This window comes from Brachybacterium sp. AOP29-B2-41, from assembly GCF_052378395.1.
Classification (GTDB): domain Bacteria; phylum Actinomycetota; class Actinomycetes; order Actinomycetales; family Dermabacteraceae; genus Brachybacterium.
The window spans coordinates 65,306-87,192 of sequence record NZ_JBQSXR010000008.1 but is presented as its reverse complement, the minus strand read 5'-3'; the positions used below and the strand labels follow the sequence as shown (position 1 = coordinate 87,192).

Annotated in this window: 20 protein-coding genes; 3 read left to right on the top strand and 17 right to left on the bottom strand. The window is 71.4% G+C overall.

All coding sequences use genetic code 11. From position 1 onward, the window contains the following. Nucleotides 1–98: 98 nt before the first annotated feature. The 7 genes from ACT3T9_RS09620 to ACT3T9_RS09590 are packed head-to-tail and all read right to left on the bottom strand — an operon-like array spanning nt 99 to nt 8,939. Nucleotides 99–1,049 (bottom strand): HpcH/HpaI aldolase/citrate lyase family protein, encoded by a 951-nt coding sequence (locus ACT3T9_RS09620; RefSeq protein WP_444606448.1) that lies wholly within the window; start codon nt 1,047–1,049, stop codon nt 99–101. Next, entirely contained in the window at nt 1,046–1,585 is a 540-nt protein-coding gene (locus ACT3T9_RS09615) for a MaoC family dehydratase (protein ID WP_345075956.1), read from the bottom strand. Before ACT3T9_RS09615 ends, ACT3T9_RS09620 begins: the two co-directional genes overlap by 4 nt. After that, nucleotides 1,582–3,771: an acetyl/propionyl/methylcrotonyl-CoA carboxylase subunit alpha gene (locus tag ACT3T9_RS09610; protein ID WP_444606525.1), complete on the bottom strand. Its 2,190-nt coding sequence runs from the start codon at nt 3,769–3,771 to the stop codon at nt 1,582–1,584. Before ACT3T9_RS09610 ends, ACT3T9_RS09615 begins: the two co-directional genes overlap by 4 nt. 53 nt (nt 3,772–3,824) lie before the next feature. Further along, nucleotides 3,825–5,420: a carboxyl transferase domain-containing protein gene (locus ACT3T9_RS09605; RefSeq protein WP_444606447.1), complete on the bottom strand. Its 1,596-nt coding sequence runs from the start codon at nt 5,418–5,420 to the stop codon at nt 3,825–3,827. A 2-nt stretch (nt 5,421–5,422) separates the two neighbouring features. Further along, nucleotides 5,423–6,763, bottom strand: coding sequence for a dihydrolipoamide acetyltransferase family protein (locus ACT3T9_RS09600; RefSeq protein WP_444606446.1), 1,341 nt, complete (start codon nt 6,761–6,763; stop codon nt 5,423–5,425). Next, on the bottom strand, nt 6,760–7,791 hold the full coding sequence (locus ACT3T9_RS09595) for an alpha-ketoacid dehydrogenase subunit beta (RefSeq protein WP_444606445.1): 1,032 nt from the start codon (nt 7,789–7,791) through the stop codon (nt 6,760–6,762). The genes ACT3T9_RS09600 and ACT3T9_RS09595 overlap by 4 nt, the downstream gene beginning before the upstream one ends. Further along, the gene (locus ACT3T9_RS09590) at nt 7,788–8,939 is read right to left on the bottom strand and encodes a thiamine pyrophosphate-dependent enzyme (protein WP_444606444.1); all 1,152 of its coding nucleotides are present in this window, start codon (nt 8,937–8,939) and stop codon (nt 7,788–7,790) included. Before ACT3T9_RS09590 ends, ACT3T9_RS09595 begins: the two co-directional genes overlap by 4 nt. 179 nt (nt 8,940–9,118) lie before the next feature. Here ACT3T9_RS09590 and ACT3T9_RS09585 point away from each other — a divergent pair, with 179 nt between their 5' ends. After that, nucleotides 9,119–9,601 carry an Lrp/AsnC family transcriptional regulator gene (locus ACT3T9_RS09585; RefSeq protein WP_444598870.1) on the top strand — a complete coding sequence of 161 codons (483 nt, stop codon included), beginning with the start codon at nt 9,119–9,121 and terminating at the stop codon, nt 9,599–9,601. 150 nt (nt 9,602–9,751) lie between these two features. Here the strand turns inward: ACT3T9_RS09585 and ACT3T9_RS09580 are convergent, their stop codons facing one another. The 10 genes from ACT3T9_RS09580 to ACT3T9_RS09535 all read right to left on the bottom strand — a co-directional run bounded on the left by ACT3T9_RS09580 (nt 9,752) and on the right by ACT3T9_RS09535 (nt 19,862). Further along, nucleotides 9,752–11,281, bottom strand: coding sequence for an aldehyde dehydrogenase family protein (locus tag ACT3T9_RS09580; RefSeq protein WP_444606443.1), 1,530 nt, complete (start codon nt 11,279–11,281; stop codon nt 9,752–9,754). Continuing rightward, entirely contained in the window at nt 11,278–12,147 is an 870-nt protein-coding gene (locus tag ACT3T9_RS09575) for an NAD(P)-dependent oxidoreductase (protein WP_444606442.1), read from the bottom strand. The genes ACT3T9_RS09580 and ACT3T9_RS09575 overlap by 4 nt, the downstream gene beginning before the upstream one ends. An 11-nt stretch (nt 12,148–12,158) precedes the next feature. Then, on the bottom strand, nt 12,159–12,719 hold the full coding sequence (locus ACT3T9_RS09570; RefSeq protein ID WP_444601334.1) for a hypothetical protein: 561 nt from the start codon (nt 12,717–12,719) through the stop codon (nt 12,159–12,161). Next, on the bottom strand, nt 12,719–13,567 hold the full coding sequence (locus ACT3T9_RS09565) for a DUF3100 domain-containing protein (protein WP_444606441.1): 849 nt from the start codon (nt 13,565–13,567) through the stop codon (nt 12,719–12,721). Before ACT3T9_RS09565 ends, ACT3T9_RS09570 begins: the two co-directional genes overlap by 1 nt. Before the next feature lie 218 nt (nt 13,568–13,785). Further along, complete coding sequence (locus ACT3T9_RS09560) at nt 13,786–14,721, bottom strand: LysR family transcriptional regulator (protein WP_444606440.1); 936 nt, start codon at nt 14,719–14,721, stop codon at nt 13,786–13,788. A 1-nt stretch (nt 14,722) separates the two neighbouring features. Next, on the bottom strand, nt 14,723–15,733 hold the full coding sequence (locus tag ACT3T9_RS09555; RefSeq protein WP_444606439.1) for a Gfo/Idh/MocA family protein: 1,011 nt from the start codon (nt 15,731–15,733) through the stop codon (nt 14,723–14,725). Next, nucleotides 15,727–16,758 (bottom strand): Gfo/Idh/MocA family protein, encoded by a 1,032-nt coding sequence (locus ACT3T9_RS09550; protein WP_444606438.1) that lies wholly within the window; start codon nt 16,756–16,758, stop codon nt 15,727–15,729. The genes ACT3T9_RS09555 and ACT3T9_RS09550 overlap by 7 nt, the downstream gene beginning before the upstream one ends. Before the next feature lie 427 nt (nt 16,759–17,185). Beyond that, on the bottom strand, nt 17,186–18,178 hold the full coding sequence (locus ACT3T9_RS09545) for a transketolase family protein (RefSeq protein ID WP_444606437.1): 993 nt from the start codon (nt 18,176–18,178) through the stop codon (nt 17,186–17,188). After that, nucleotides 18,175–19,059, bottom strand: coding sequence for a transketolase (locus ACT3T9_RS09540; RefSeq protein WP_444606436.1), 885 nt, complete (start codon nt 19,057–19,059; stop codon nt 18,175–18,177). Before ACT3T9_RS09540 ends, ACT3T9_RS09545 begins: the two co-directional genes overlap by 4 nt. Next, nucleotides 19,056–19,862, bottom strand: a complete 807-nt coding sequence (locus tag ACT3T9_RS09535; protein ID WP_444606435.1) for a FadR/GntR family transcriptional regulator — start codon at nt 19,860–19,862, stop codon at nt 19,056–19,058. The genes ACT3T9_RS09540 and ACT3T9_RS09535 overlap by 4 nt, the downstream gene beginning before the upstream one ends. A gap of 403 nt (nt 19,863–20,265) precedes the next feature. Here ACT3T9_RS09535 and ACT3T9_RS09530 point away from each other — a divergent pair, with 403 nt between their 5' ends. Beyond that, nucleotides 20,266–21,042, top strand: coding sequence for an SDR family NAD(P)-dependent oxidoreductase (locus ACT3T9_RS09530; RefSeq protein ID WP_444606434.1), 777 nt, complete (start codon nt 20,266–20,268; stop codon nt 21,040–21,042). Continuing rightward, nucleotides 21,039–21,869, top strand: coding sequence for a sugar phosphate isomerase/epimerase family protein (locus tag ACT3T9_RS09525; RefSeq protein WP_444606433.1), 831 nt, complete (start codon nt 21,039–21,041; stop codon nt 21,867–21,869). Before ACT3T9_RS09530 ends, ACT3T9_RS09525 begins: the two co-directional genes overlap by 4 nt. The last annotated feature ends 18 nt before the right edge of the window (nt 21,870–21,887 follow it).

Below are 21,887 nucleotides of genomic sequence, written 5' to 3'. Positions count from 1 at the left end.
TGGTGCTCACAGGGGTCTCCTTCTGCGGGGCGGCGGTGCTCATGACGCGTCGGTGCGTATCAGGGGGTGCGTATCAGGGGGTGCGTATCAGGCGGTTCTCATGAGGGGTCGGAGGGGTGCGGGTTCAGTGAGCTGGCGAGGCCGCGGGTGGCCAGCGTGCGGGCGTGGCGCAGGATCGGGCCGTCGACCATGTGGCCCTCGTGCTCGAACACCCCGCTGCCGTGCCGGTCGGCGGCGGCCAGCACCCCGCGAGCCCAGGTCGCCTGCTCCTCGCTCGGTGCGTAGGCGCCGCGGATGATCGCGGCCTGGTCGGGGTGGATGCAGGCGCTGGCGGTGAACCCGCTGGCAGCGGCGTCCTCGGCCTCCGCCCGCAGTCCGTCCTCGTCGGCGAGGTCGGTGTGGATGGCGTCGATGGCGCTGCGGCCGTGCGCCCGGGCGGCCAGCAGCACGCTGGAGCGGGCATGGCGGACCACATCGCGGTAGCTGCCGCCGGGGTGGCGGGAGGAGGTGCCACCGAGGGAGGCGATGAGATCCTCCCCGCCCCACATCAGCGCGACCACGTCCGGGTGGGCGGCGAGCGTCGGCGCGGCGAGGATCCCGCGGGCTGTCTCGCACAGGACCAGCACCTTCACCCCGGGCAGGGCGCCGACGAGTCGGTCCACCTCGGCGAGGCTGCTGGCCTTGGGCAGCATCACCCAGCGCGGCCGCAGCGGGGCGAGAGCAAGCAGGTCGGCGGAGAAGTCCGACTCCCCGGGAGCGTTGACCCGGATGATGGTGCGCGCCGGATCCAGACCGTGAGCGGCGACGGCGGCGCGGGCGGCGGCTTTGTGCTCCGGGGCGACGGCGTCCTCGAGGTCGAGGATCACGGCGTCGGCGCGGTCAGCGGCCTTCGCGAAGCGGTCCGGGCGGTCCCCGGGGCAGAACAGCAGGGAGGGGCCGAGCGGCAGGAGCTCGTGGTCCTCGGCGTCGTGCCCGCCGCTCGCGCCGTGTCGCTCGCGGCAGGTGGTGCGGCTGCGCGGCGAGAGGTGCTCGTGGGTCCTGGTGTTCATGAATCCTCCTGGCCGTGCTTCTGGGGTGCGGCGTGCGCTGAGGCGCTGGCGTGCAGGAGTGTGGTGCGCTCGGCGCGGACCACGACCTCGCCGTGCTGGTTGCGTCCGGTGTGGACGAGGGAGACCACGGCCTGCCCGGGCCGCGAGTTCGAGGGCCGCACGGCGAGCACCTGCGTCTCGCTGTACAAGGTGTCGCCGTGGTGCAGGGGGCGGGGGAAGCTGATCTCGCCGAAGCCGAGGTTCGCCACCAAGGTGCCCTGGGTGAGCTGGGCGACGGACGCCCCGACGACGGTGGCGAGGGTGAGCATCGAGTTGACCAGCCGCTGCCCGAACTCGGTGGTCTCGCTCCAGGCGGCGTCGAGGTGGAGGGCCTGCGGGTTCATGGTCATGGTGGAGAACAGGACGTTGTCCGCCTCGGTGAGGGTGCGGCCGGGGCGGTGCTCGTAGATCGCCCCGATCTGCAGCTCCTCGGCATAGAGGCCGCGCTGCACGATGCGCGGCGCATCAGGCACGGGGTCGGGCACGTGATCGGTCATGGGCGGGCCTCCTGGTCGACGTGATGGGGGCCCTCGGTCCCGGGTCGCTCGAACTTGGGGCCATCGGACTCCCGGCCTTCTGCCTCGGGGCCCTCTGCCTCGGGGCCGTCTGCCTCGGGGCCCTCTTCCCCGGGCACCACCTGCGCGACCTCCTCGCCGCGGGCCACCCGGTCTCCGGCGCTGACCTGCAGGTGCACGGTGCCGGAGCTCGGCGCGCTGAGGGTGTGCTCCATCTTCATCGCCTCGACCACCAGCACCGGGTCGCCGGCGTCGACGTGGTCCCCGTCGGCCACCAGCACCATCGTCACGGTGCCCGGCATCGGCGAGGCGAGAGTCGGTGCTGCGTCCCGCCCTGCTGCGCCCCGTACGGGACGGTGCAGGCTCAGCTCGCGGTCCTCGCCCGGCAGGCCGATCCACACCGACGAGTCCGTGCCGTGGTGGAGCAGCGGCAGACGGATGCCGTCCACGGTGACAGCTCCCGCATGGAGCGCGAGAGCGAACTGCTGCTCTCCCACCGTCGCCTGGGCCTGCTCCGGCAAGCCGGTCAGTGCGACCACCACCAGGCCATCGTCGGCGGGAACAGCTCCGTGGTCAGCGCCCGTGCCGTCGGCCGCACCGCCGCTTCCCACTCCGCCGGCCCCGTCGGCTCCGCCCACCCCGTCAGCCGCCGCGAAGCGGACCACGAAGGGTGCTGGTGCCCCGAGCCGCCAGCCCGACGGCGCATGCCAGAGGCCGCGCGGACGGGAGCGTGCCACCTGCTCCCAGCGCACCAGCGCCGCGACGGCGAGCGCGCGGGCGCTGACCGCGGGCGGGGTGAGCTCATCGAGGCGGCGCTCGATCAGGCCGGTGTCCATGTCACCGCTTTTCACCTCGTCGAGGGCGAGCAGCGCACGGAGGAAGGCGGTGTTGGTGACCACTCCCAGCAGGTGCGTCTGTTCGAGCGCCCGGTCCAGCGCTGCGAGCGCGTCGGCGCGGGTGGGGGCGTGGGTGATGACCTTGGCGAGCATCGGGTCGTAGCTGCTGGAGATGGTGGCGCCGACAGCCAGGGCGTGGTCCACGCGCGCACCCTCTGGCAGGGCGAGGGCGAGCACGGTCCCGCCGGTGGGCAGGAACCCGGCGACGGGATCCTCGGCGTAGAGACGGGCCTCGATCGCGTGGCCCTCGAGGTGCACGTCCTCCTGGACCAGCGAGAGCCGTTCGCCGCTCGCGATCCGGAGCTGCTCGGCGACCAGGTCGATCCCGGTGATCGCCTCGGTGACAGCGTGCTCGACCTGGAGGCGGGTGTTCATCTCAAGGAAGAACGGGGCATCGGGCGCCGTGCCATCGACGATGAACTCGACGGTCCCGGCGCCCACATAGTCCACAGCGCAGGCGGCTTCGACGGCGACGCGACCGAACTGTGCACGCTGGTCAGGGGTGAGGGAGGGGCTGGGCGCCTCCTCGATGACCTTCTGGTGGCGGCGCTGCAGGGAGCATTCCCGCTCCCCCAGGTGGATCACGTTTCCGTGGGTGTCGGCGAGGATCTGCACCTCGATGTGCTTCGGTGCGGTGATCCAGCGTTCGAGGAAGAGGGTGTCGTCGCCGAAGGCGCCTGCGGCCTCCCGGCGGGCGGCGGCGAGCGCGGCGGGCAGCTCCTGTGCGGCGGCGACCCGGTGCATGCCCTTCCCTCCGCCGCCGGCTGCGGGCTTGACCAGCAGCGGGAAGCCGACCTCCGCGGCGCCGGCGAGCAGTGCGGCATCGTCCAGCCCCGGGGCGGCGAGTCCCGGCACGACCGGCACTCCGCGGGCGGTGACCGCGGCGCGGGCGGAGATCTTGTCGCCCATGGTCTCGATCGCGGCGGCGGAGGGTCCGACGAACACGATCCCGGCCTGCTCGCAGGCGCGGGCGAAGTCGGCCCGTTCGGAGAGGAAGCCGTAGCCGGGGTGGATCGCCCGGGCGCCGGTGGCGAGCGCCGCGGCGATGATCTCTTCACCGTCGAGATAGGAGCTGATCCGCACCGCACTGTCGGCGGCGGCGACGTGGGCGGCACCGGAGTCCTCGTCGGTGTGGACGGCGATCGCGGCAAGGCCCAGGGCGTGCACGGTGCGCAGGATCCGCATCGCGATCTCGCCGCGGTTGGCGATCAGGACGGTATCGAGCAGGCGGGTGCCGGACGTAGGGGTGCTGGTCACGGGGTCGCTGGGCATGGGGTCACGGGTCACCGGCTGGTGGTTCTGGGAGCGTTCGAGCATCGTCGGCCTCACATCCGGAAGACGCCGCGGGCGAGCGCGGGAAGCGGGGCGCGGGAGACGACGTCCAGCGCGAGGCCGAGGACGGTGCGGGTCTGGGCGGGTTCGATGATCCCGTCGTCCCAGAGCCGGGCGGTGGAGTAGTAGGGGCTGCCCTGGGTCTCGTAGTCCTCGATGATGGGCCGACGGAATTCGGCCTCGTCTGCCTCGCTCCAGATGCCGCCGCCTGCTTCGATGCGGTCGCGCTTCACGGTGGCGAGCACGGCGGCGGCCTGGGCGCCGCCCATCACGGAGACGCGGGCGTTCGGCCACAGCCAGAGGAAGCGCGGGGAGTAGGCCCGCCCGCACATGGAGTAGGTGCCGGCGCCGAAGGACCCGCCGATCACGACGGTGAGCTTGGGGACGCGGGCGCAGGCGACGGCGGTGACCATCTTCGCGCCGTCTTTCGCGATGCCGCCGCGCTCGTACTCGGCGCCGACCATGAACCCGGCGATGTTCTGCAGGAACACCAGCGGAATCTCGCGCTGGTCGCAGAGCTGGACGAAGTGGGCGCCCTTGAGCGCGGACTCGCTGAACAGCACCCCGTTGTTGGCGACGATGCCCACCCGGTGCCCGTGGATCCTCGCGAAGCCGGTGACCAGGGTGGCGCCGTAGGTGGGTTTGAACTCGGAGAACTCCCCGGCGTCGACGATCCGGGCGATGACCTCGTGCACGTCATAGGGGGTGGAGAGGTCTGCGGGGACCGCGTCGCCCATGGTCTCGGGGTCGACGGCAGGCGCGCAGGACAGGTCACGCGGCAGGACCGGGTCGGGGGCGGGGAGGGTGTCGACGATGTCGCGGAGGATCGACAGGGCATGCTCGTCGTCCTCGGCGAGGTGGTCGGCCACGCCCGAGACCTCGGTGTGCATGAGCCCGCCGCCGAGGTCCTCGGCGCTGACCTCTTCGCCAGTCGCTGCTTTCACCAGCGGTGGTCCGCCGAGGAAGATCGTGCCCTGGTCGCGCACGATGACGGTCTGGTCGCTCATCGCCGGGACATAGGCGCCGCCGGCGGTGGAGGAGCCCATCACGGCGGAGAGCTGGGCGATGCCCTCGCCGCTCATCCGGGCCTGGTTGTAGAAGATCCGCCCGAAGTGGTCGCGGTCGGGGAACACCTCGTCCTGCATCGGCAGGTAGGCGCCGCCGGAGTCGACGAGGTACACGCAGGGCAGGAGGTTCTCCTGCGCGATCTCCTGCGCGCGGAGGTGCTTCTTCACGGTCAGTGGGAAGTAGGTGCCGCCCTTGACGGTGGCGTCGTTGGCGAGGATCAGGCAGTGCCGGCCGTGGATCATCCCGATCCCGGCGACCACCCCGGCGCCCGGCGCGGCCCCGTCGTACATCCCCTCGGCGGCCAGCGGCGCGATCTCGAGGAAGGGCGTGCCCTCATCCAGGAGGCGATCGATCCGCTCCCGGGCCAGCAGCTTGCCGCGGGCGCGGTGCTTCTCCCGGGCCGCGGCGGAGCCACCCTCCGCGGCCTTCGCGAGGCGGGCTCGCAGCTCGGCGACCAGGGCATCCATCGCCTGGGCGCGGGAAGCACCGTCGGGACGGGAGGCGTGGTGAAGTGCATCCATGGCTACCTCGTCAGCAGGATCGCGGGATCGGACAGGACGTCGGCGACATCCATGAGGAAGCGCGAGGCCTCCGCGCCGTCGAGCACCCGGTGGTCGAAGGAGAGCGTGAGCGTCACGACCGTGCGCAGCGCGATCTCGCCGCGGTGCTCCCACGGCTGGCTGCGCAGCGCCCCGATCGCGAGAATCGTGCTCTGGCCGGGATTGAGGATCGGCACGCCGCCCTCGACGCCGAACACGCCGACGTTGGTGACGGTGAGGGTGGAGCCGGTCAGCTCCGCCGGAGTCAGGGACCCCTCCCGTGCCGTGGCGACCAGCGCTGCGATCCGCTCGGTGAGGGTCGCGCCGTCCGCCTCCTCGGTGTCCGGCACGGTGGCGACCACCAGTCCGCGCTCGGTGGCGACGGCGATGCCGAGCGCGACGCGGGAGAAGTGCTCGATCTCCCCGGCCTCAGCGTCGTAGCGCGCATTGGCCGACGGGGTCCGGGCGGCGGCCGGCAGGATCGCCTGGCACACCGCGGCGAGGAACGACGACTTCCTCTCGTCCCGCCCCGGGCGGCGCAGCCGTTCGAGGGTGTCGGTGACGTCGATCGTGGTGTGCACCGAGGCCTGCGGGGCGGTGAAGGCCGAGTCGGTCATCGCCCGCGCGGTCTCGCGGCGCAGGCCGGTGACCGGCACCCGGGTGGACGCGCGGGTGCGGGCGGAGGGCCCCGCGCACGCCGCCGTCGCCCCTTTCGCGCTGGCCTCGACGTCGGCGCGCAGGACCCTGCCGCCCGGGCCCGATCCATGGATCGCCGCGAGGTCCACGCCCAGGTCACGGGCGCGTCGACGGACCGGCGGCATCGCCTTCGGGGTCTCATGGGCGGCGGTCCCGCCCACGGCCACCCCCGCGCTGCGGCCGACGTACGGCTCGGTCTCGAAGGAGCGCGGCCGACGGCGAGGCCGTCCGGTGCCGGGCAGCACGGGCCCGTATCCGACCAGCACCTGCTGGCGCTGCGGGGCGTCGGGCTTCGACGGCACGGCCGTGGAGTCGTCGGCCGCTCCGGCCGCAGGGCTCCCGTCGGCCGCGGAGCTCCCGTCGGCCGGAGAACCCCCCGAGGACGCTGCCGCACCCACCTCCTCGAATCCGATCAGCGGTGAGCCGACGGCGAGCGTCTCGCCCTCGGCGGCGTGCAGCGCACTGACCCGCCCGGCGCGGGGGCTCGGCAGCTCGACCAGGGCCTTCGCGGTCTCCACCTCCACGAGCGCCTGGTTCAGGGTCACCTCGTCGCCCACGGCGACCTGCCAGGCCACGATCGTGGCCTCGGTGAGTCCTTCCCCGAGATCGGGGAGTCGGAAGTCGCTCATCGCGCAGCCTCCCTCGAGTTGCGCCGGCCCAGCGTGCGGTCCACGGCGTCGAGGATCCGGTCGATGCCGGGCAGGTAGTGGTCCTCCACCGCGGCGGGCGGGTAGGGGGTGTCGAAGCCGGTGACCCGTTCGGGGGCGGCCTCCAGGTGGTCGAAGCAGTCCTCGACGGCGGAGGCGATCACCTCGGAGGAGAGCGAGACGTTGCCCGGTGCCTCATGGGTGACCACCAGGCGGCCGGTGCGGCGCACGCTGGCGGCGACCGTGTCCCGGTCCAGTGGGGACAGGGAGCGCAGGTCGATCACCTCGAGGCTGATGCCGTCGTCCTCCGCGGCGACCGCCGCCTCCAGCGCGGTGACCACGAGCGGGCCGTAGGCGACGAGCGTCGCGTCGGTCCCCTGCCGCAACACGCGCGCGGAGGAGAGGTCGGCGGTGAGGGTGGTGTCCACTTCGCCTTTGGACCAGTAGCGGCGCTTCGGCTCGAACACCATCACGGGGTCGGGGCATTCGATCGCGGCGCGCATCGTGGAGTAGGCGTCCTGGGGATCGGCGACGGTGACCACTCGCAGGCCGGGGGTGTGGGCGAAGTAGGCCTCGGGGGATTCGGAGTGGTGCTCGACGGCGCCGATGCCGCCGCCGAAGGGGATCCGGATGGTCAGCGGCATCTGCACGCGCCCGCCGGTGCGGTAATGGAGGCGGGCGACCTGGGCGACGATCTGGTCGAAGGCCGGGTAGACGAAGCCGTCGAACTGGATCTCGCACACCGGGCGCATGCCGCGATAGGCCATGCCGACGGAGGTGCCGATGATCCCCGACTCCGCGAGCGGCGAGTCGATCACCCGGTCGGGGCCGAAGCTGCCCTGGAGCCCGTCGGTGATGCGGAAGACGCCGCCGAGGGCGCCGATGTCCTCACCGATCAGCAGCACATCAGGATCCGCCGCGAGGGCGTCACGCAGGGCGGCGTTCAGCGCTGCGGCCATGGTCATGGTGGTGGTCGTCGTGCTCGTGCTCGTGCTCGTGGTGGTGGTCATGCCGGAGATCCCTCCGTCGGCCGTGCTTCCGGCGCCTCGGGAGCGAGGGAGGCGGTGAAGGCCCGGAACTGCTCCCGCTGCCGGACGAGGCCCGGATGCTCGGTGGACAGCACGTTCTCGAACAGGCTCTCCGGAGCGGGGTCGGGCAGCGTGGTCACCGCCTCCCGCAGCGCGGTGGTGGCCTCCAGGCTGCGGCTCTTCGCGTCGGTGAGGAGCTCCTCGACGTCGATGTCGAGCTGTTCGAGATGACGTTCGAGGCGCCCGAGCGGACAGCGGCGTCGCCAGGTCTCCAGCTCCTCCTCGTCGCGGTAGCGGGTGGGGTCGTCGCTGGTGGTGTGCGGGCCGAGCCGGTAGGTGACCGCCTCGATGAACATCGGCCCCTTCCCGGAGCGGATGTGCCGGGCCGCGAACAGGCTCGCCGCCCGCATCGCGAGCACGTCATTGCCATCCACGCGCAGGGAGGGGATCCCGAAGCCGGTGGGGCGCAGTGCGATCGGGACCGTGGCCTGGAGGGCGACCGGCTCGGAGATCGCGTACTGGTTGTTCTGGCAGAAGAAGAGCACAGGTGCGCGGAACGAGGCGGCGAAGACCATCGCCTCGTTGAGGTCGCCCTGGCTGACGGCGCCGTCCCCGAAGCAGGCGACGGCGATGTCGTCCTTGCCCTGCGCCTTCGTGGCCATGGCGTAGCCGACGGCGTGATGGGCCTGCGCCCCGATGATCACCTGGGGGGTGGCCATGTGGTGGGCGAAGGGGTCCCAGCCGGACAGCGTGGTGCCGCGCCAGACAGAGAGCATCTCGCCCGGGCTCACGCCCCTGCACCAGGCCAGGCCGTTCTCCCGGTACGAGGTGAGGAAGAAGTCCGTGCTCGGCAAGGCGCGGGCCAGGCCGATCTGGGCGGCTTCCTGGCCGCGCAGCGGGGGCCAGAGCCCCAGCTCGCCCTGCCGCTGCAGGGCGACGGCCTCGTCGTCGAGGGCACGGATCACCGCCATGTCGAGATACAGACGGGTCAGCAGTGCCTCGTCCACGTCGCGCAGAAGAGGATCAAGAGTGGGGTCGGGGTGTCGGGTGCCGTCCTCAGCGAGGACGTACAGGGGCTGTACGAGTCCAGCGACCAGGTCTTGGTCGGGAGCTGACGTGGTCGTCAACATTCGGACCTCCAGAATCCGCCGCGCCGGATAGGCGCATGGGACGTCCGCACCGGGTGGGTGCGCGTGACGTCATCGTCACCGTGCACGCTACGCCGGGAGTGCAGGACGTACAACGGATTCCGCTGGACTTCAGCACAATGCTCAACACCTGAGGCTACGGGGGCGTAGGATCACGCACTATGCGCACCGTGGATGACACCGACCGACGTCTCCTGCTGGCCATGACGGAGAACCCCCGCTCGACGATCGTCTCCCTCGCCGAGCGGCTGGGCCTGTCGCGCAACACCGTCCAGTCCCGGCTGGCGGCGCTCGAGGCGGGGCAGACGCTGCAGGGCTACGACCGTCGGCTGCACGCGGCGTCGCTCGGCTATCCGCTGACGGCGTTCATGGAGACGCAGGTGGACCAGCCGCGGCTCGAGCAGGTCATCGCGCAGCTGCGCGAGATCCCCGAGGTGGTGCAGGTGCACGGGCTCAGCGGCCTGCACGACATCCTGGTGCGCTGCGTGTGCCGCGACACCGACGACCTCTACCGGGTCAACAAGCTGATCCTCGGCTGCGAGGGCGTGATCCGCACCGACACCTCCCTCGCGATGGGCGAGCTGATCCCCTTCCGCCTTGCCCCGGTCCTCGAGCGCGACATCGGGCGCGACATCGGGCGGTGAGCCTGCGGGGGATCGGGCGCTGAGCGGGCGTGGGATCCCCACGACCCCGTCGATCCCCTCTGAGCTGTCGCCTAAGAACACACCAAGCGACAGCTCAGAGGAGATCGACGTGCACGGAGGGCTCAGAGGGGATCGACGTGCACGGAGGGCTCAGTACCCGAAGGCCAGCGGGGCCTCAGCATCGGTCTCGACCCAGACGGCCTTCGGCTCGGAGTACTCCAGCAGGCCGTCGTAGCCGCTCGAGCGGCCGAAGCCGGAGTGCCCGATCCCGCCGAAGGGCGCCATCACGTTGATGGTCTTGTAGCTGTTGACCCACACGGTCCCGGCCCGCAGCGCGGCGGCGACGCGATGCCCGCGGTCCACGGCCCCGGTCCACACGGCGCCGGCGAGGCCGAAGTCGGTGGCGTTGGCGAGTGCGATCGCCTCCTCCTCGTCGTCGAAGGGGATCGCGGCGACGACCGGACCGAACACCTCGCGCTGGGCGATGTCGTCGGTGTTGGCCACTCCGGCCAGCAGGGTGGGCGGGTAGAAGAAGCCCGGACGGTCCAGGCGTGCGCCACCGGTGACGACCTCGGCTCCGGCGCGCGCGTCCTGCACCATCGCGGTGATCCGCTCGAGCTGGGCTCGATTCTGCACCGGGCCGACCTGGGTGGCTGGATCCATCGGGTCCCCTTGACGGATCGCGGCCCCGAGTGTGCCGAGCCGTTCAACGACCTGGTCGTGCACGGACCGCTGGACGAGCAGGCGCGAGCCCGCCACGCAGCTCTGCCCGGAGCCGGAGAAGATCGCGGATGCCGCTCCGCCGACGGCGCGGTCGAGGTTCGCGTCGTCGAAGATGATGTTCGCGCTCTTGCCGCCGAGCTCGAGCACGCAGGGGGTCAGCTGCTCGGCTGCGGCGGCCGCGATCCGTCGGCCGGTGGCCGGGGAGCCCACGAACACCACCTTGGCGATGCCCGGGTGGGTGACCAGGCGATTGCCTGCCGTCGGCCCCAGCCCCGCGATCACGTTCACCAGCCCGACGGGCGCGCCCGCACGCTCGACGAGCTGCGCGAGCAGCAGCGAGGTCAAGGGGCTGAGCTCGGAGGGCTTGAGCACCACGCCGTTCCCGGCGGCGAGCGCAGGAGCGAGCTGCCAGCCCGCGGTGAACACCGGCGCATTCCACGGGGTCATCTGGGCGACCACCCCGTACGGCTCGCGCACCGTATAGGTGAGATGGCTGGTGGGCACCGGGATCACCTCGCCGTGCTGCTTGTCGGCCCAGCCCGCGTAGTACTCGAACATCTCGGCGACCTTCGTGGTCTCCCCGGTCGCGTCCTTCAGCGGCTTGCCGGCGCTGCGGGCCTCGAGGCGGGCGATCTGCTCGAGGTGCTCGCGCACCTGCGCTCCGATCCCCCACAGGATGCGGCCCCGCTCGGAGGCGGTCAGCCCCCACCAGATCCGCTGAGCGGAGGTGGCCGCGTCGACCGCGGCATCGACCGCGGCCTCGGCGCCGTCGCGGTAGCCGGCCAGCACCGTCTCCGCGGCAGGATCCACGAGTTCCACCTCCTCCCCCGTCCCGGGGAGCACCTGCCCGGCGACGTGGCTGCCGATCTCGGTGGTGCCCATCAGGTGCTGCCAGATGTCGAGCTCGGGCGGGGAGGGGGTGGCTGCAGGGGAAGCAGAGGCGGAGGCAGGGGTCATCGGGTGGTCACCATCTTGTTGAAGTCCTCTGTCGGTCCGATCTGCTCGAGCAGGCGATCCCACATCTCTCGTGCGGCCCCGACCAGCGGGGAGGAGACCCCGAGCTCTTCGGCCATGTCTGCGGCCAGTCCCACGTCGCGGGCCATCAGGCCGACGGGGAAGCCGGAGTCGAAGCTGCCGGAGAGTACCCAGCGAGGCAGGTTCATCTCGGTCACCGCGCTGCGGCCGGAGGCGGTGTTGACCGCTGCCAGCAGCCGTTCGACCTCCACACCGGAGGCCTCGGCAGCACCGTGCAGGGCCTGGGCGGCGGAGAGGTGGACGCCGCACAGCAGATTGTTCATCAGCTTCGCGGTGTTTCCCGCGCCCACTTCACCGACATGGTTGACGTGAGTGGCCAGCGGATCGAGAGCGTCCAGCACCCTCTCGAGGTGCTCCTCGGAGCAGCCGAGGAACACGGTCAGCGCTCCGTCGGCCGCACCGGAGGGGCCACCCGAGACGGGTGCGTCGACCAGCACGTGCCCGTGCCCCGCGAGCCATGCGGCGCGGCGGCGGGCATCGGCTGGCGGGCAGGTGCTGGCGTCGATGACGAGCACGGGGGACGGGGCATGCTCGAGGTCGGGCAGCAGCTGATCGACCTGTTCGGTGCCCGGCAGGGAGAGCACCAGCACCGGTGCCTGTGCCTCGGTGAGCGCCTCGGGCAGCGTGGTGCGTTCGACCCCCGCGGGGGTGGGCACCGGTCCGGGGTCCACCCCCAGCACCCGGTGACCGGCGCGCACCAGGCTCGTGGCCATGCCGGCGCCCATATGCCCCAGCCCCACCACGATCCGGTCCGGGAGGGTGAAGCTCGAGACGCGCTCGGTGTTCACGGCCGGCGTCATCACACGCCTCCCGTGATCTGCAGGGTGATCTCGGCGATCGCGGCGGAGCCGACATAGGTGCCGAGGAAGACCATGATCGCGACCAGCAGGATCTTCCAGCCGGAGCGCTTCAGGACATCGATCTCGAGCTTGCTGATCGCGAAGCCCGCGTAGGCGAGCGGCGGCACCGCGAGGGCGAGGAAGTTGATCCCCTCGACCAGTGGGAAGATCACGCCTGCCCAGGGCAGCATCGGCAGGGTGAGCACCACGGCGACCAGGGAGATCCAGGCGACCGAGGGCAGTCGCAGGGGCACGTACTTGGTCAGCAGCAGCCCCAGCACGCACATGCCGTAGAGGACCACCAGGCCGATCACGATGTCGAGCACGGTCAGCTCGGTGGCGATCAGCTGGATCGGCACCGAGATCAGGGAGATCACGGCGAGGTCGCGCAGGGTGGGGACGAGTGCGACCTTGCGCTCGTCGGTCTCGGCGAAGTCGAGGTCGGTGAGGTCATCGGCGGGGTTCTGGCCGATGGGGTGGTGGTCGCTGGGGTTCTGGCCGGCGGCGTCGGAGGTGGTCATCAGGCTGCCTCTCCCTTCGAGGTGACGGCGGGGCGGCGGGTGTTGGCGGGGTCGTCGGGGCGGGACCTGCGGTACATCCACTCCACCATCGGCAGCGCCACGAACAGGGAGACGTACATGCCGGTGGCGTAGGTGAGCAGGTTGGAGGAACCGGCGAGCGCGGTGATGGACTCTGCGGATCCGGGGTTCGCGGCGGCGAGGGCCCCAGCGCAGGCGGCCATCATCGATCCGGAGCCGACGCCGCACGCCATCGCGAGGGCTTCGATGCTGAACACGTTCGCGGTCGAGAGCACCGAGGCGATGATCGCGAAGATGAAGGTGCCGAACAGGGTGCCCATCACGTACACGCCGAGCACGCCGGTGCCCTCGGGGCTGCGCAGTCCGTAGCGGTCCGCGATGATCGCGATGTTCGGCTCACGGGCGATGGAGTGGACCGCGCCGATGGACTCGCGTCCCATCTTCAGGATCCACACCGCGACCGGGAAGGCCAGCACGATGGTGCCGAGGTTGCCGATCTCCTGCAGCAGCAGAGCGGGACCGGAACGGATCACGAGCTCGATGCCGGGGCCGATGTCCGCGCCGAAGCGCGCGATGAACGGCATGATCGCGATGACGATCAGCGGGCTCGCGGCGGCGGCGCGGCGGGCGGGCATGACCTTCTTGACCGCGCCGATGATGTTGGGGTTCAGCAGCAGAGCCATCGCGAAGGCGAACAGCATCGGCAGCAGCAGAATGGTGCCGATGCCGATCGGGATGCTGCGGATCCCGATCAGCTGGCTGATCACGCCGATGACCAGGACGGCGAGATGCAAGGGCCACAGCTGGAGCAGACCACGTGCGGTCTCCATGGGACCTCCTCGGGGGAAGGCCGGAATCGCGCGTCCTCGGCAGTGAGGAGAACGTCCCGGCGGGGATCCTTCGGACACTAGGGCCCCGGGCGATGTCCCGTATAGCCCCTTCCCACAGGACAGGGCGTTGCCCAGGAGAGAACACCTGAGCGGGGGAACGCGAGCTCGTCGCGGCAGGGACAGCTGGATCTGGTCATCATCCCGCGCCGGCCTCGCGCTCAGCGTGCGGCCTGCGAGTCCATCCAGTGCGCGCAGGTGTCCAGCAGGGCGCGGGCCGCAGCCGGCAATCGGCGGCCGCGGCGCACCATCAGCTCCGCGCGCACGGCCCGGACATGCTCATCGGCGACGTCGAGCAGCACCACGTCGCTGCCAGGCGGGGCGGGGGTGAGGAACACCGGTGGAAGCAGCGACACCGCCTGCCCCTGAGCGACCGCGCCGATCAGCACCGCCTGGGAGTCGGTCTCCAGCACGACGTCGCCGTGGACCCCGTGGACCCTGGTGAACTCGTCGTGCAGGGCGCGCAGGCCGAAGCCAGGCAGCATCACCGCGAACCTCTCTCCCGCGAGCTCCGCAGGGCGGAGCGGCCCGCTTCCTTCGCCCCGCCGGGCGAGCGGGTGGTCGGCGGCGCAGGCCAGACCGAGCGGCTGCGGCAGGCTGCGCACGGTGGCCACCTCGGCCGACGGCGCGGGGTGCAGGGCGATCGCGATGTCGGCGACGTCCGCCGTGAGCGCCTCGACCATCGAATCCGTGCCCCCGGTCCGGACGCGCAGCGTGACCTCGGGATGTGCGGCATGGAAGGGGCCGAGCACCTGGGACCCGATGTCCTCGAGGAATCCGAGCCCGACCGCCAGGGTCACCTCCCCAACCTCGGCGGTCCGGGCGCGGGCCATCTCCTCAGCGAACCCGGTCTCGAGGTCCTGGCGCTCCTGGGCATGGCGCACCACGACCTGGCCCAGCGCGGTGATCCGTGCCCCGGCGACGTCGCGCTCGAAGAGCACCCCGTCCAGGCGGCGTTCGACCGCCGCGATCGTGCGCTGCACGGCCGACGGCGCGAGGCCCAGCTGGCGAGCGGCACCGCGCAGCGAACCCGAGCGTGCCACCGCCAGGACGCAGCGCAGCTCGCGATCATCGAGCACCGTGCCGGGTGCTGTCATCTCAGGCCGTCGCGGCGAGCGCCACCGGCTGGCCGGTGCGCACGGACTCCTGGGCGGCGGCGACGACCGCGACAGTGCGCAGCCCCACCTCACCGGTGGGATCCGCCGTCCGGCCCTCACGCACCGCACCCAGGAAGGCGTCGAGCAGGAGGGCGTCGGTGTTCGTCCCGTAGGGGAGCCACTGGCCGGGCCCGCCCACGTGCTGGGCGAAGGCGTCGATCTGGAGCTGCCCGCCGGTGCCGAGGGCCTGCAGGCGCAGGCCGCCCCAGGTGGGGGCGTCGGCCGGCTGGGACCAGGAGCAGTCGATGGTCGCGACCACACCCGAGTCGTAGGTGAGGGTGACCAGGCCGCCGGTCTCGGCGCCCTCCCCCGCCCGCTCGGCGTAGAGGATCCGATTGGTGACCGCGTGGACGGTCGCGGGAGGGCCGAAGACCGAGTCGAGGATCTCGGCCAGGTGCACCGTGTGGTCCACCATCGCGCCGCCGCCGGCGAGCTCCACATCGGTGAACCAGTCGCGGGCCGAGGGCAGCTTGCCGTTGTTGGTGCCGGTGAGTCCGATGACCTCGCCGAGGGTGCCGTCGGCCACCGCGGTGCGCAGCGCCTGGATCGCGGGGGCGAAGTGCACGGGGAAGGCGGTCATCAGCACCACCCCGGCCTCTCGGCATGCCGCGACCATCGCCTCGGCGTCGGAAACGTTCGTGGCCAGCGGCTTCTCGCACAGCACGTGCACGCCGCGGCGCGCGGCCTCGAGCACCAGGTCCTTGTGGTGGGCGTTCGCGCTGGTCGCCACTATGGCGTCGGGGCCCTCGGGCCAGGCGGCCCAGGCGTCCTCGTAGGAGGCGACCACGCGCACCCCGCGCACGTCGCCGTAGCCGTCGGGATCGGCGACCACCAGGTCCACCTCGGCTCGGTCCCCGAGCTGCGCCGCATAGCTCACGGCATGGGTGTGCGCGCAGCTCATCAGCGCGATCTTCAGCGGGCCAGCAGGGTCGGTGGGGCGTGCGGTCAGCATGTGATGCTCCGTCCGGTGCGCAGGGACTCGAGGGCGGCGCGGGAGACCTCCACGGCGAGGGCGCCGTCGGCCGCATCCACGCGGGTGGGGGCGCCTGTGGTCAGCGCCGTCATGAACTCGGCGATCTCGGCCGCGTAGGGGTCGGCCAGCACCGAGACGTCGGGGAGGAAGCCGTCGCCGCTGGACTGGCGGGCGGAGGCGACCGCGTCGAACTCGATCCCGGAGTCGCCGGCGCTGTCGTACTGCAGGCGGCCCGCGTCCCCGGCGAGATCGAAGGTGTAGCGGAAGGCGGTGCCGGCCGGGCCCCAGAAGCCGCGGCAGTGGCTGAGCACGCCCGAGCGGTGGGTGAGGACCACGTGCGCGGTGCGCACCGCGGCGTCGGAGGTGGCGATCGCCTGCTGGGCGTAGACCCGGTCGACGGGGCCGGCCATCCAGAGCGCCTGGTCGATGTCGTGGATCATCTGGTCCATCACGATGCCGCCGGACAGCTCCTCGTCCGCGTACCACTCACGGCTGGGCAGGGAGCCGGTGCGCTCGAAGCGCAGCACGGCGAGGTTCCCCACGGCGCCGGTGTCGATCGCCCGCTTCGCCGCGACGTACTGCGGGAAGTACCGCACCACGTGCGCCGGGAACAGCCTGCGGCCTGCCTTCTTGGCATGCTCGACGAGGGCGCGCGCCTCGGCCGGATCCAGGGCGAGCGGCTTCTCGCAGATCACGTCCTTGCCGGCGTCCAGCGCCGCGCGCACGGTCTCGGGGTGCGCCGGGGTGGGGGTGCAGACGTCCACGACGTCCACCGCGGCGAGCAGCTCCTCGAGGGTGCTGTGCACGGTCGCGCCGGATTCTGCGGCGAACTCCTCGGCGCCGGCGAGGCTGTAGCAGTGCAGCTCGGCACCGAGCTCGGTCCAGCCGGGCAGGTGGGCGCGGGAGATCCCGCCGGTGCCGACGACGCCGACGCGCCAGGGGCGCGCGGGCTCGGCCGGCGCAGCGACTCCGGAATCGGTCTCGCGGTGCGGGGTGGTGGTCATGCGCGGGCGGTCCTTCCTCAGGGAGGGGGTCGGCGCCGTGGTCAAGGGCGCCGGACGGTGCGACTGCCTTGCGGCCGCGGTGACGTACACACCTGAACGCTATCAGCGCGGACGGATTATGTAACCCCATTCTTGAATAGGTGCGCCCGGGCCGGAGTCGGACCCGGGGCATATGCTCGCGCCCTCCGACTACGGGGAACCCCATGGCCGTCACCTGGCAGCTGACCATCGACTGCGCCGACCCTGCCCGGCAGCGACAGCGGCGGCAGCGGCAACGGTGGCGGCAGCGGCGACAGCGGCAGCGGCGCCGACAGTCAGCTGGCGAGCCAGGATCCGGTCGATTCTGGTTCGCCAGCTGACTGTCGAGCGGGCTGACCGGCGCGGCTGGCGTGGTGCGCCAGCTCAGCTCAGCCCCGCCCAGCCCTGCTCACAGCAGCCCGCGCACCCGCTCCACGATCTTCTCGACGCTCATGCCATAGCGATCGTTCAGCGTGGGCAGCGCGCCGGCCTCGAGGAACTCGTCCGGCAGACCGATCGGGGTGATCTTCTCGCCGAGCCCGTGGGAGACCACGGTGCGGGCGACGGTGTCGAACAGCCCGCCCACCACCGAGTGGTTCTCCGCGGTGAGCACCAGGCGGCCCTTGCCGAGCTGGGCCAGCAGAGCATCCTCGTCGAAGGGCTTGATCGTCGGGCTGTGCAGGACTGCGACGCCGATGCCGTCCTGCTCGAGCTCCTTGGCGGCGTCCAGGACGCGCTCGGTCATCAGACCACTGGAGACGAACAGGACGTCGGCGCCGTCGCGCAGCAGCTTGGCTCGGCCGAGCTCGAAGGTGTAGTCGTACTCATCGAGCACAGCCGGCACCTTGCCGCGCAGCAGGCGCATATAGGTGGGGCCGTCGGACGCCGCGAGCTGCGGAACCGCCTGCTGGATGTCGATCGCATCGCAGGGATCCACGATCGTGAGGTTCGGGGCGGCCCGCAGGATCGCGAGGTCGTCCGTCGCTGCATGCGAAGGGCCATAGCCAGTGGTCAGGCCGGGCAGCGCGCACACCAGGTTCACGTTGAGATTCGCTTCGGCGATGTCCAGCAGCAGGAAGTCGTAGGCACGACGGGTCGCGAACACCGAATAGGTCGAGGCGAAGGGCACGTAGCCCTCCATCGCGAGGCCCGTGGCCGCGCCGAGCAGCGCCTGCTCGGCCATGCCGATCTGGTAGAACCGCTCGGGCATCGCATCACGGAAGATGTGCAGGTCGGTGTACTTGGCGAGATCCGCCGAGAGGCCGACGATCCGCTCGTCCTGCTGCGCCGCCTCGACCAGCGCATGGCCAAGCGGGGCGGAGACCGCGCGCTGTCCGGCCTTGGCGAGGTCCGCGCTCATCGCGCCGGAGCGGAGATTCTGAGTGGGGGTGTTCTGGTTCATCGTCCGCTCTCCTTCGTCAGCGCCTGGTGGCTCTCGGTCAGCTCCTCGTGGGCGCGCGCCCACTCCTCCTCGTCGACCTTCATGAAATGCAGCTTCTCGCGGGCCTCGAGGAAGTCGACGCCCTTGCCGAGGGTGGTGTCGACGATCAGCACGCGGGGGCGCGGATCCGTGCTCTCCCGCAGCTCGATGAAGGCCGTCAGCAGCGCCTCGATGTCGTGGCCATTGCAGCGCCGGGCGATCCAGCCGAAGGCCTCGAACTTGTCGGTGACCGGCTCCATCGACAGCATCTGGGTGGATTTGCCGTCCGCCTGCTGGTCGTTGAAGTCGACGATCGCGATCAGGTTGTCGAGGCTGTGGTGGGCGGCCACCGCGGCGGCCTCCCAGGTCGACCCCTCGCCGAGCTCACCGTCGGAGAGCAGGTTGTAGACGAAGCGGTCGGACCCCTTGCGCTTGAGCCCCATCGCGACACCGTTCGCGATCCCCAGGCCGTGGCCGAGGGAGCCGCCGGAGATCTCGACGCCCGGGGTGTAGGTGCGCATCGAGGACATCGGGAAGCGGGAGTCGTCGCTCGCGTAGGTCTGCAGCTCCTCGACGGGGTAGAACTTCGCCTCGGTGAGCGCCGCGTACAGCGCGAGGGCGTAGTGGCCGATCGAGAGCTGGAAGCGGTCGCGATCCTCGCTCTCGGGGTCCAGCGGATCCAGGTTGAGCTGGTCGGCGTAGAGCACCGCGAGCACATCGGCGATGTCGAGGGCCTGGCCGATGTAGCCCTGGCCCTGCACCTCCCCCTGGATCAGGGCGTACTGGCGGATGCGATAGGCAGCTTCTCGGATGCGCTGGATGCGCTCGGCATCGAGCGGCGTCTGGGAGGACGTCACGGTCATTCTTCTCCTCGTGTGGGGGTGGTCTCTGAGTTCGGGGATGTGGCTGCTCGGGGCACGGCGGGCTTCCGGCCGGCCGTCGGGTCCGGGGGTGCGGGGGTGGAGGTGCGCGAGATGCGTCGCCAGCGGTCGAAGTGCTCGCTCATCGCTGCGGCGACCGCCTCCCGACGACGGGAGCGCAGGGCGCGGGTGATCTCGAAGTGGACGGAGTCGGAGGCGAACATCTCCGGCACCTCACCGCCGTTGGCGGCGATCTCCTTGCCGATCACCACGCGCCGCCGCTCGAGCAGCAGGTCGTGGAGGGCGTGGTTCATCCCGCCCACGACGAAGCTCATGATCGGGTTGCCGAGGATCTCGAACAGCGCGATGTGGAAGGCATGGTCAGCTTCCAGGCCGCCCACGAAGTCACGGTTGGCGGAGGCGTCGACCATCGCGTAGACGAGGTCCTCGAGGGCATGGATCTGCTGATCGGTGACCCGCTCGACCATCCGAGGCGCGATCGCGACCTCGAGCATCTCGCGCGCCTCGGCGATCTGCGCGACGGTCACCATCCCGGCGCGCAGCATCAGCTCGAACACGTTGCCGCTGCCACCGTCGAACGACGGGGTGACCAGCACGTTCCCGCTCCCCTGCACCTTCTTGAGCATGCCCAGCATCTGCAGGCCGGAGAGTCGTTCCCGCACCCGGGCCCGGGACATGCCGCTGACCTCTGCGAGCCTCCGCTCGGTGGGGATCAGGATCCCGCCCTCGACCTCGGTGCCCTCGCTGACGAGGCTGTCGAGGAACTCCAGGGTCTCGGCGTCCACCTGACCTCCTTCGGTCGGTCTCGGAACGGGGCGGTGCCGGGCGCCAAGGGCGTCGGATCGCTGCCGTCGATGTGGGGATGATGCAAGCACGCACTTCCAGGACGGGCAATCGGAGGGCGGCACCGGAACGACGGCCGATGGACGATCGATGCAGGTCAGCGGCGGGAGTGCGGGCCCAAAAATTGGTCGACCACTCGCGCCGCGACAACCCCCGGCCACCCCTCCATCCACACTGGTCTGACCAATACCCTGGCACTTTCAAGCCTCTGAACTGCACATTCGCTCTGCGAGGGGGTTCGCGGACGCGGCGAGGAGTTGTCCGACCACTCGTTCACTCATAGCGTCAGCTCGATCCGAACCGGGGCCCAGCGCCCCTCCACACCGACGTGACGGGAGTGCACCGATGCACACACAGACCACCGGCAGCCAGACCAGGACCGCAGTCGTCACCGGCGGCGCCGGACCCCGCAGCATCGGCCGCGCCACCGCCACCCGCTACGCCCGTGATGGCTGGTCGGTCGCGATCCTCGACCTCGACGGCGACGGCGCCCGGGTGCTCGCCGGGGAGCTCGCCGCCGAGTACGGCATCGCCGCCGAGGGCTACGCCCTGGACGTCACCGACTCCGCCGCCGTGGACGAGGTCGCCGCCCAGATCGCCGCCTCGGACCTCCCTCCCGTCGGAGCGCTCGCGAACATCGCCGGCATCCCCTCGCCCGTGCCCTTCCTCGAAGTCACCAACGACCTCTGGGACAAGATCATCGCGGTGAACCTCACCGGCAGCTTCTACACCTGCCGGGCGTTCCTGCCGGCCATGCTCGAGGGCGGCTACGGCCGCATCGTGAACATGTCCTCCGTCTCCGCCCAGCAGGGCGGCGGCGTGTTCTCCAAGACCCCGTACTCCGCGGCGAAGGCCGGGGTGCTGGGCCTGACCCGCTCCCTGGCGCGCGAGATGGCGCCCGAGGGCATCACCGTCAACGCAGTCTCCCCCGGCGCCGCCGACACCAACATCCGCGGCAACACCACAGCTGAGTCGGAGGCGGCGCTGTCCGCCTCAATCCCGATGGGTCGCCAGGCCACGGCCGAGGAGATCGCCGCGCTCGTGGTGTGGCTCTCGAGCGAGGACGCCGGCTACATCACCGGCACCACGCAGGCCATCAACGGCGGCGCGTACATCTCATGACCACGCCCTCCGCGCGCGTCGGCCTCTCGACGATCTCCTTCCGTCACCGCCCGCTGGCGGAGGCGCTGGAGCTGATCGCCGGCATCGGCGCGCAGGAGATCGACCTGGGCGCGATCCCGGCGGTCACCGACCACGTGCCGGTGCCCTTCGAGGGCGATCCCGCGCAGTATGCCGCCGCGATCACCGCGGCGGGTCTACGCACCGGGGCCGTGAACGCGGATCCCGGCGACCTCAACGACCCCGCGCTGACCGCTGCGGCGCTCAACGCGGTGGTCCAGCCGCTGGTCGAGCTCGCCGCGGCCCTCGGCGCGGCGCTGATCGTGCCCGCCGGCCGGGCCGACCACGCCCCGATCGTGGACCACGACTCGGATCTGGACCGGATCGCCGCGAACCTGGGCCTGATCTCCGAGCTCTGCACCGCCCACGGAGTGCGCCTGCTGGTGGAGGTCCTGCACCACCGCCGGTACGTGCACACCGTCGAAGCGGCCGACGCCCTGCTCGAACGCTGCACCCCCGAGCAGCTCGGCGTGCTCTTCGACGTCTCCCACGTGGTGGCCTCCGCCGAGGATCCGCTGGCCTGGGCCCGTCGCCTCGGCGACCGGATCGAGCGCGTCCACCTGCGCGACGCCGTCCCCGGGAACCTCAACCTCTCCCTCGGCGCCGGCGAGGTCGCCTTCCCCGCGCTGGTGACCGCGCTCGAGGGACAGGGCTTCACCGGCACCTACATCCTCGAGCTCGAGACCCATGACGTGGCCGAGGAGGACCGCGAGCGCGACGCGGCCCGCAGCCACGCCGAGATCTCGGCGCTGCTCGCCCCCGCGCCCTGACGACCACTTCTTCACTCT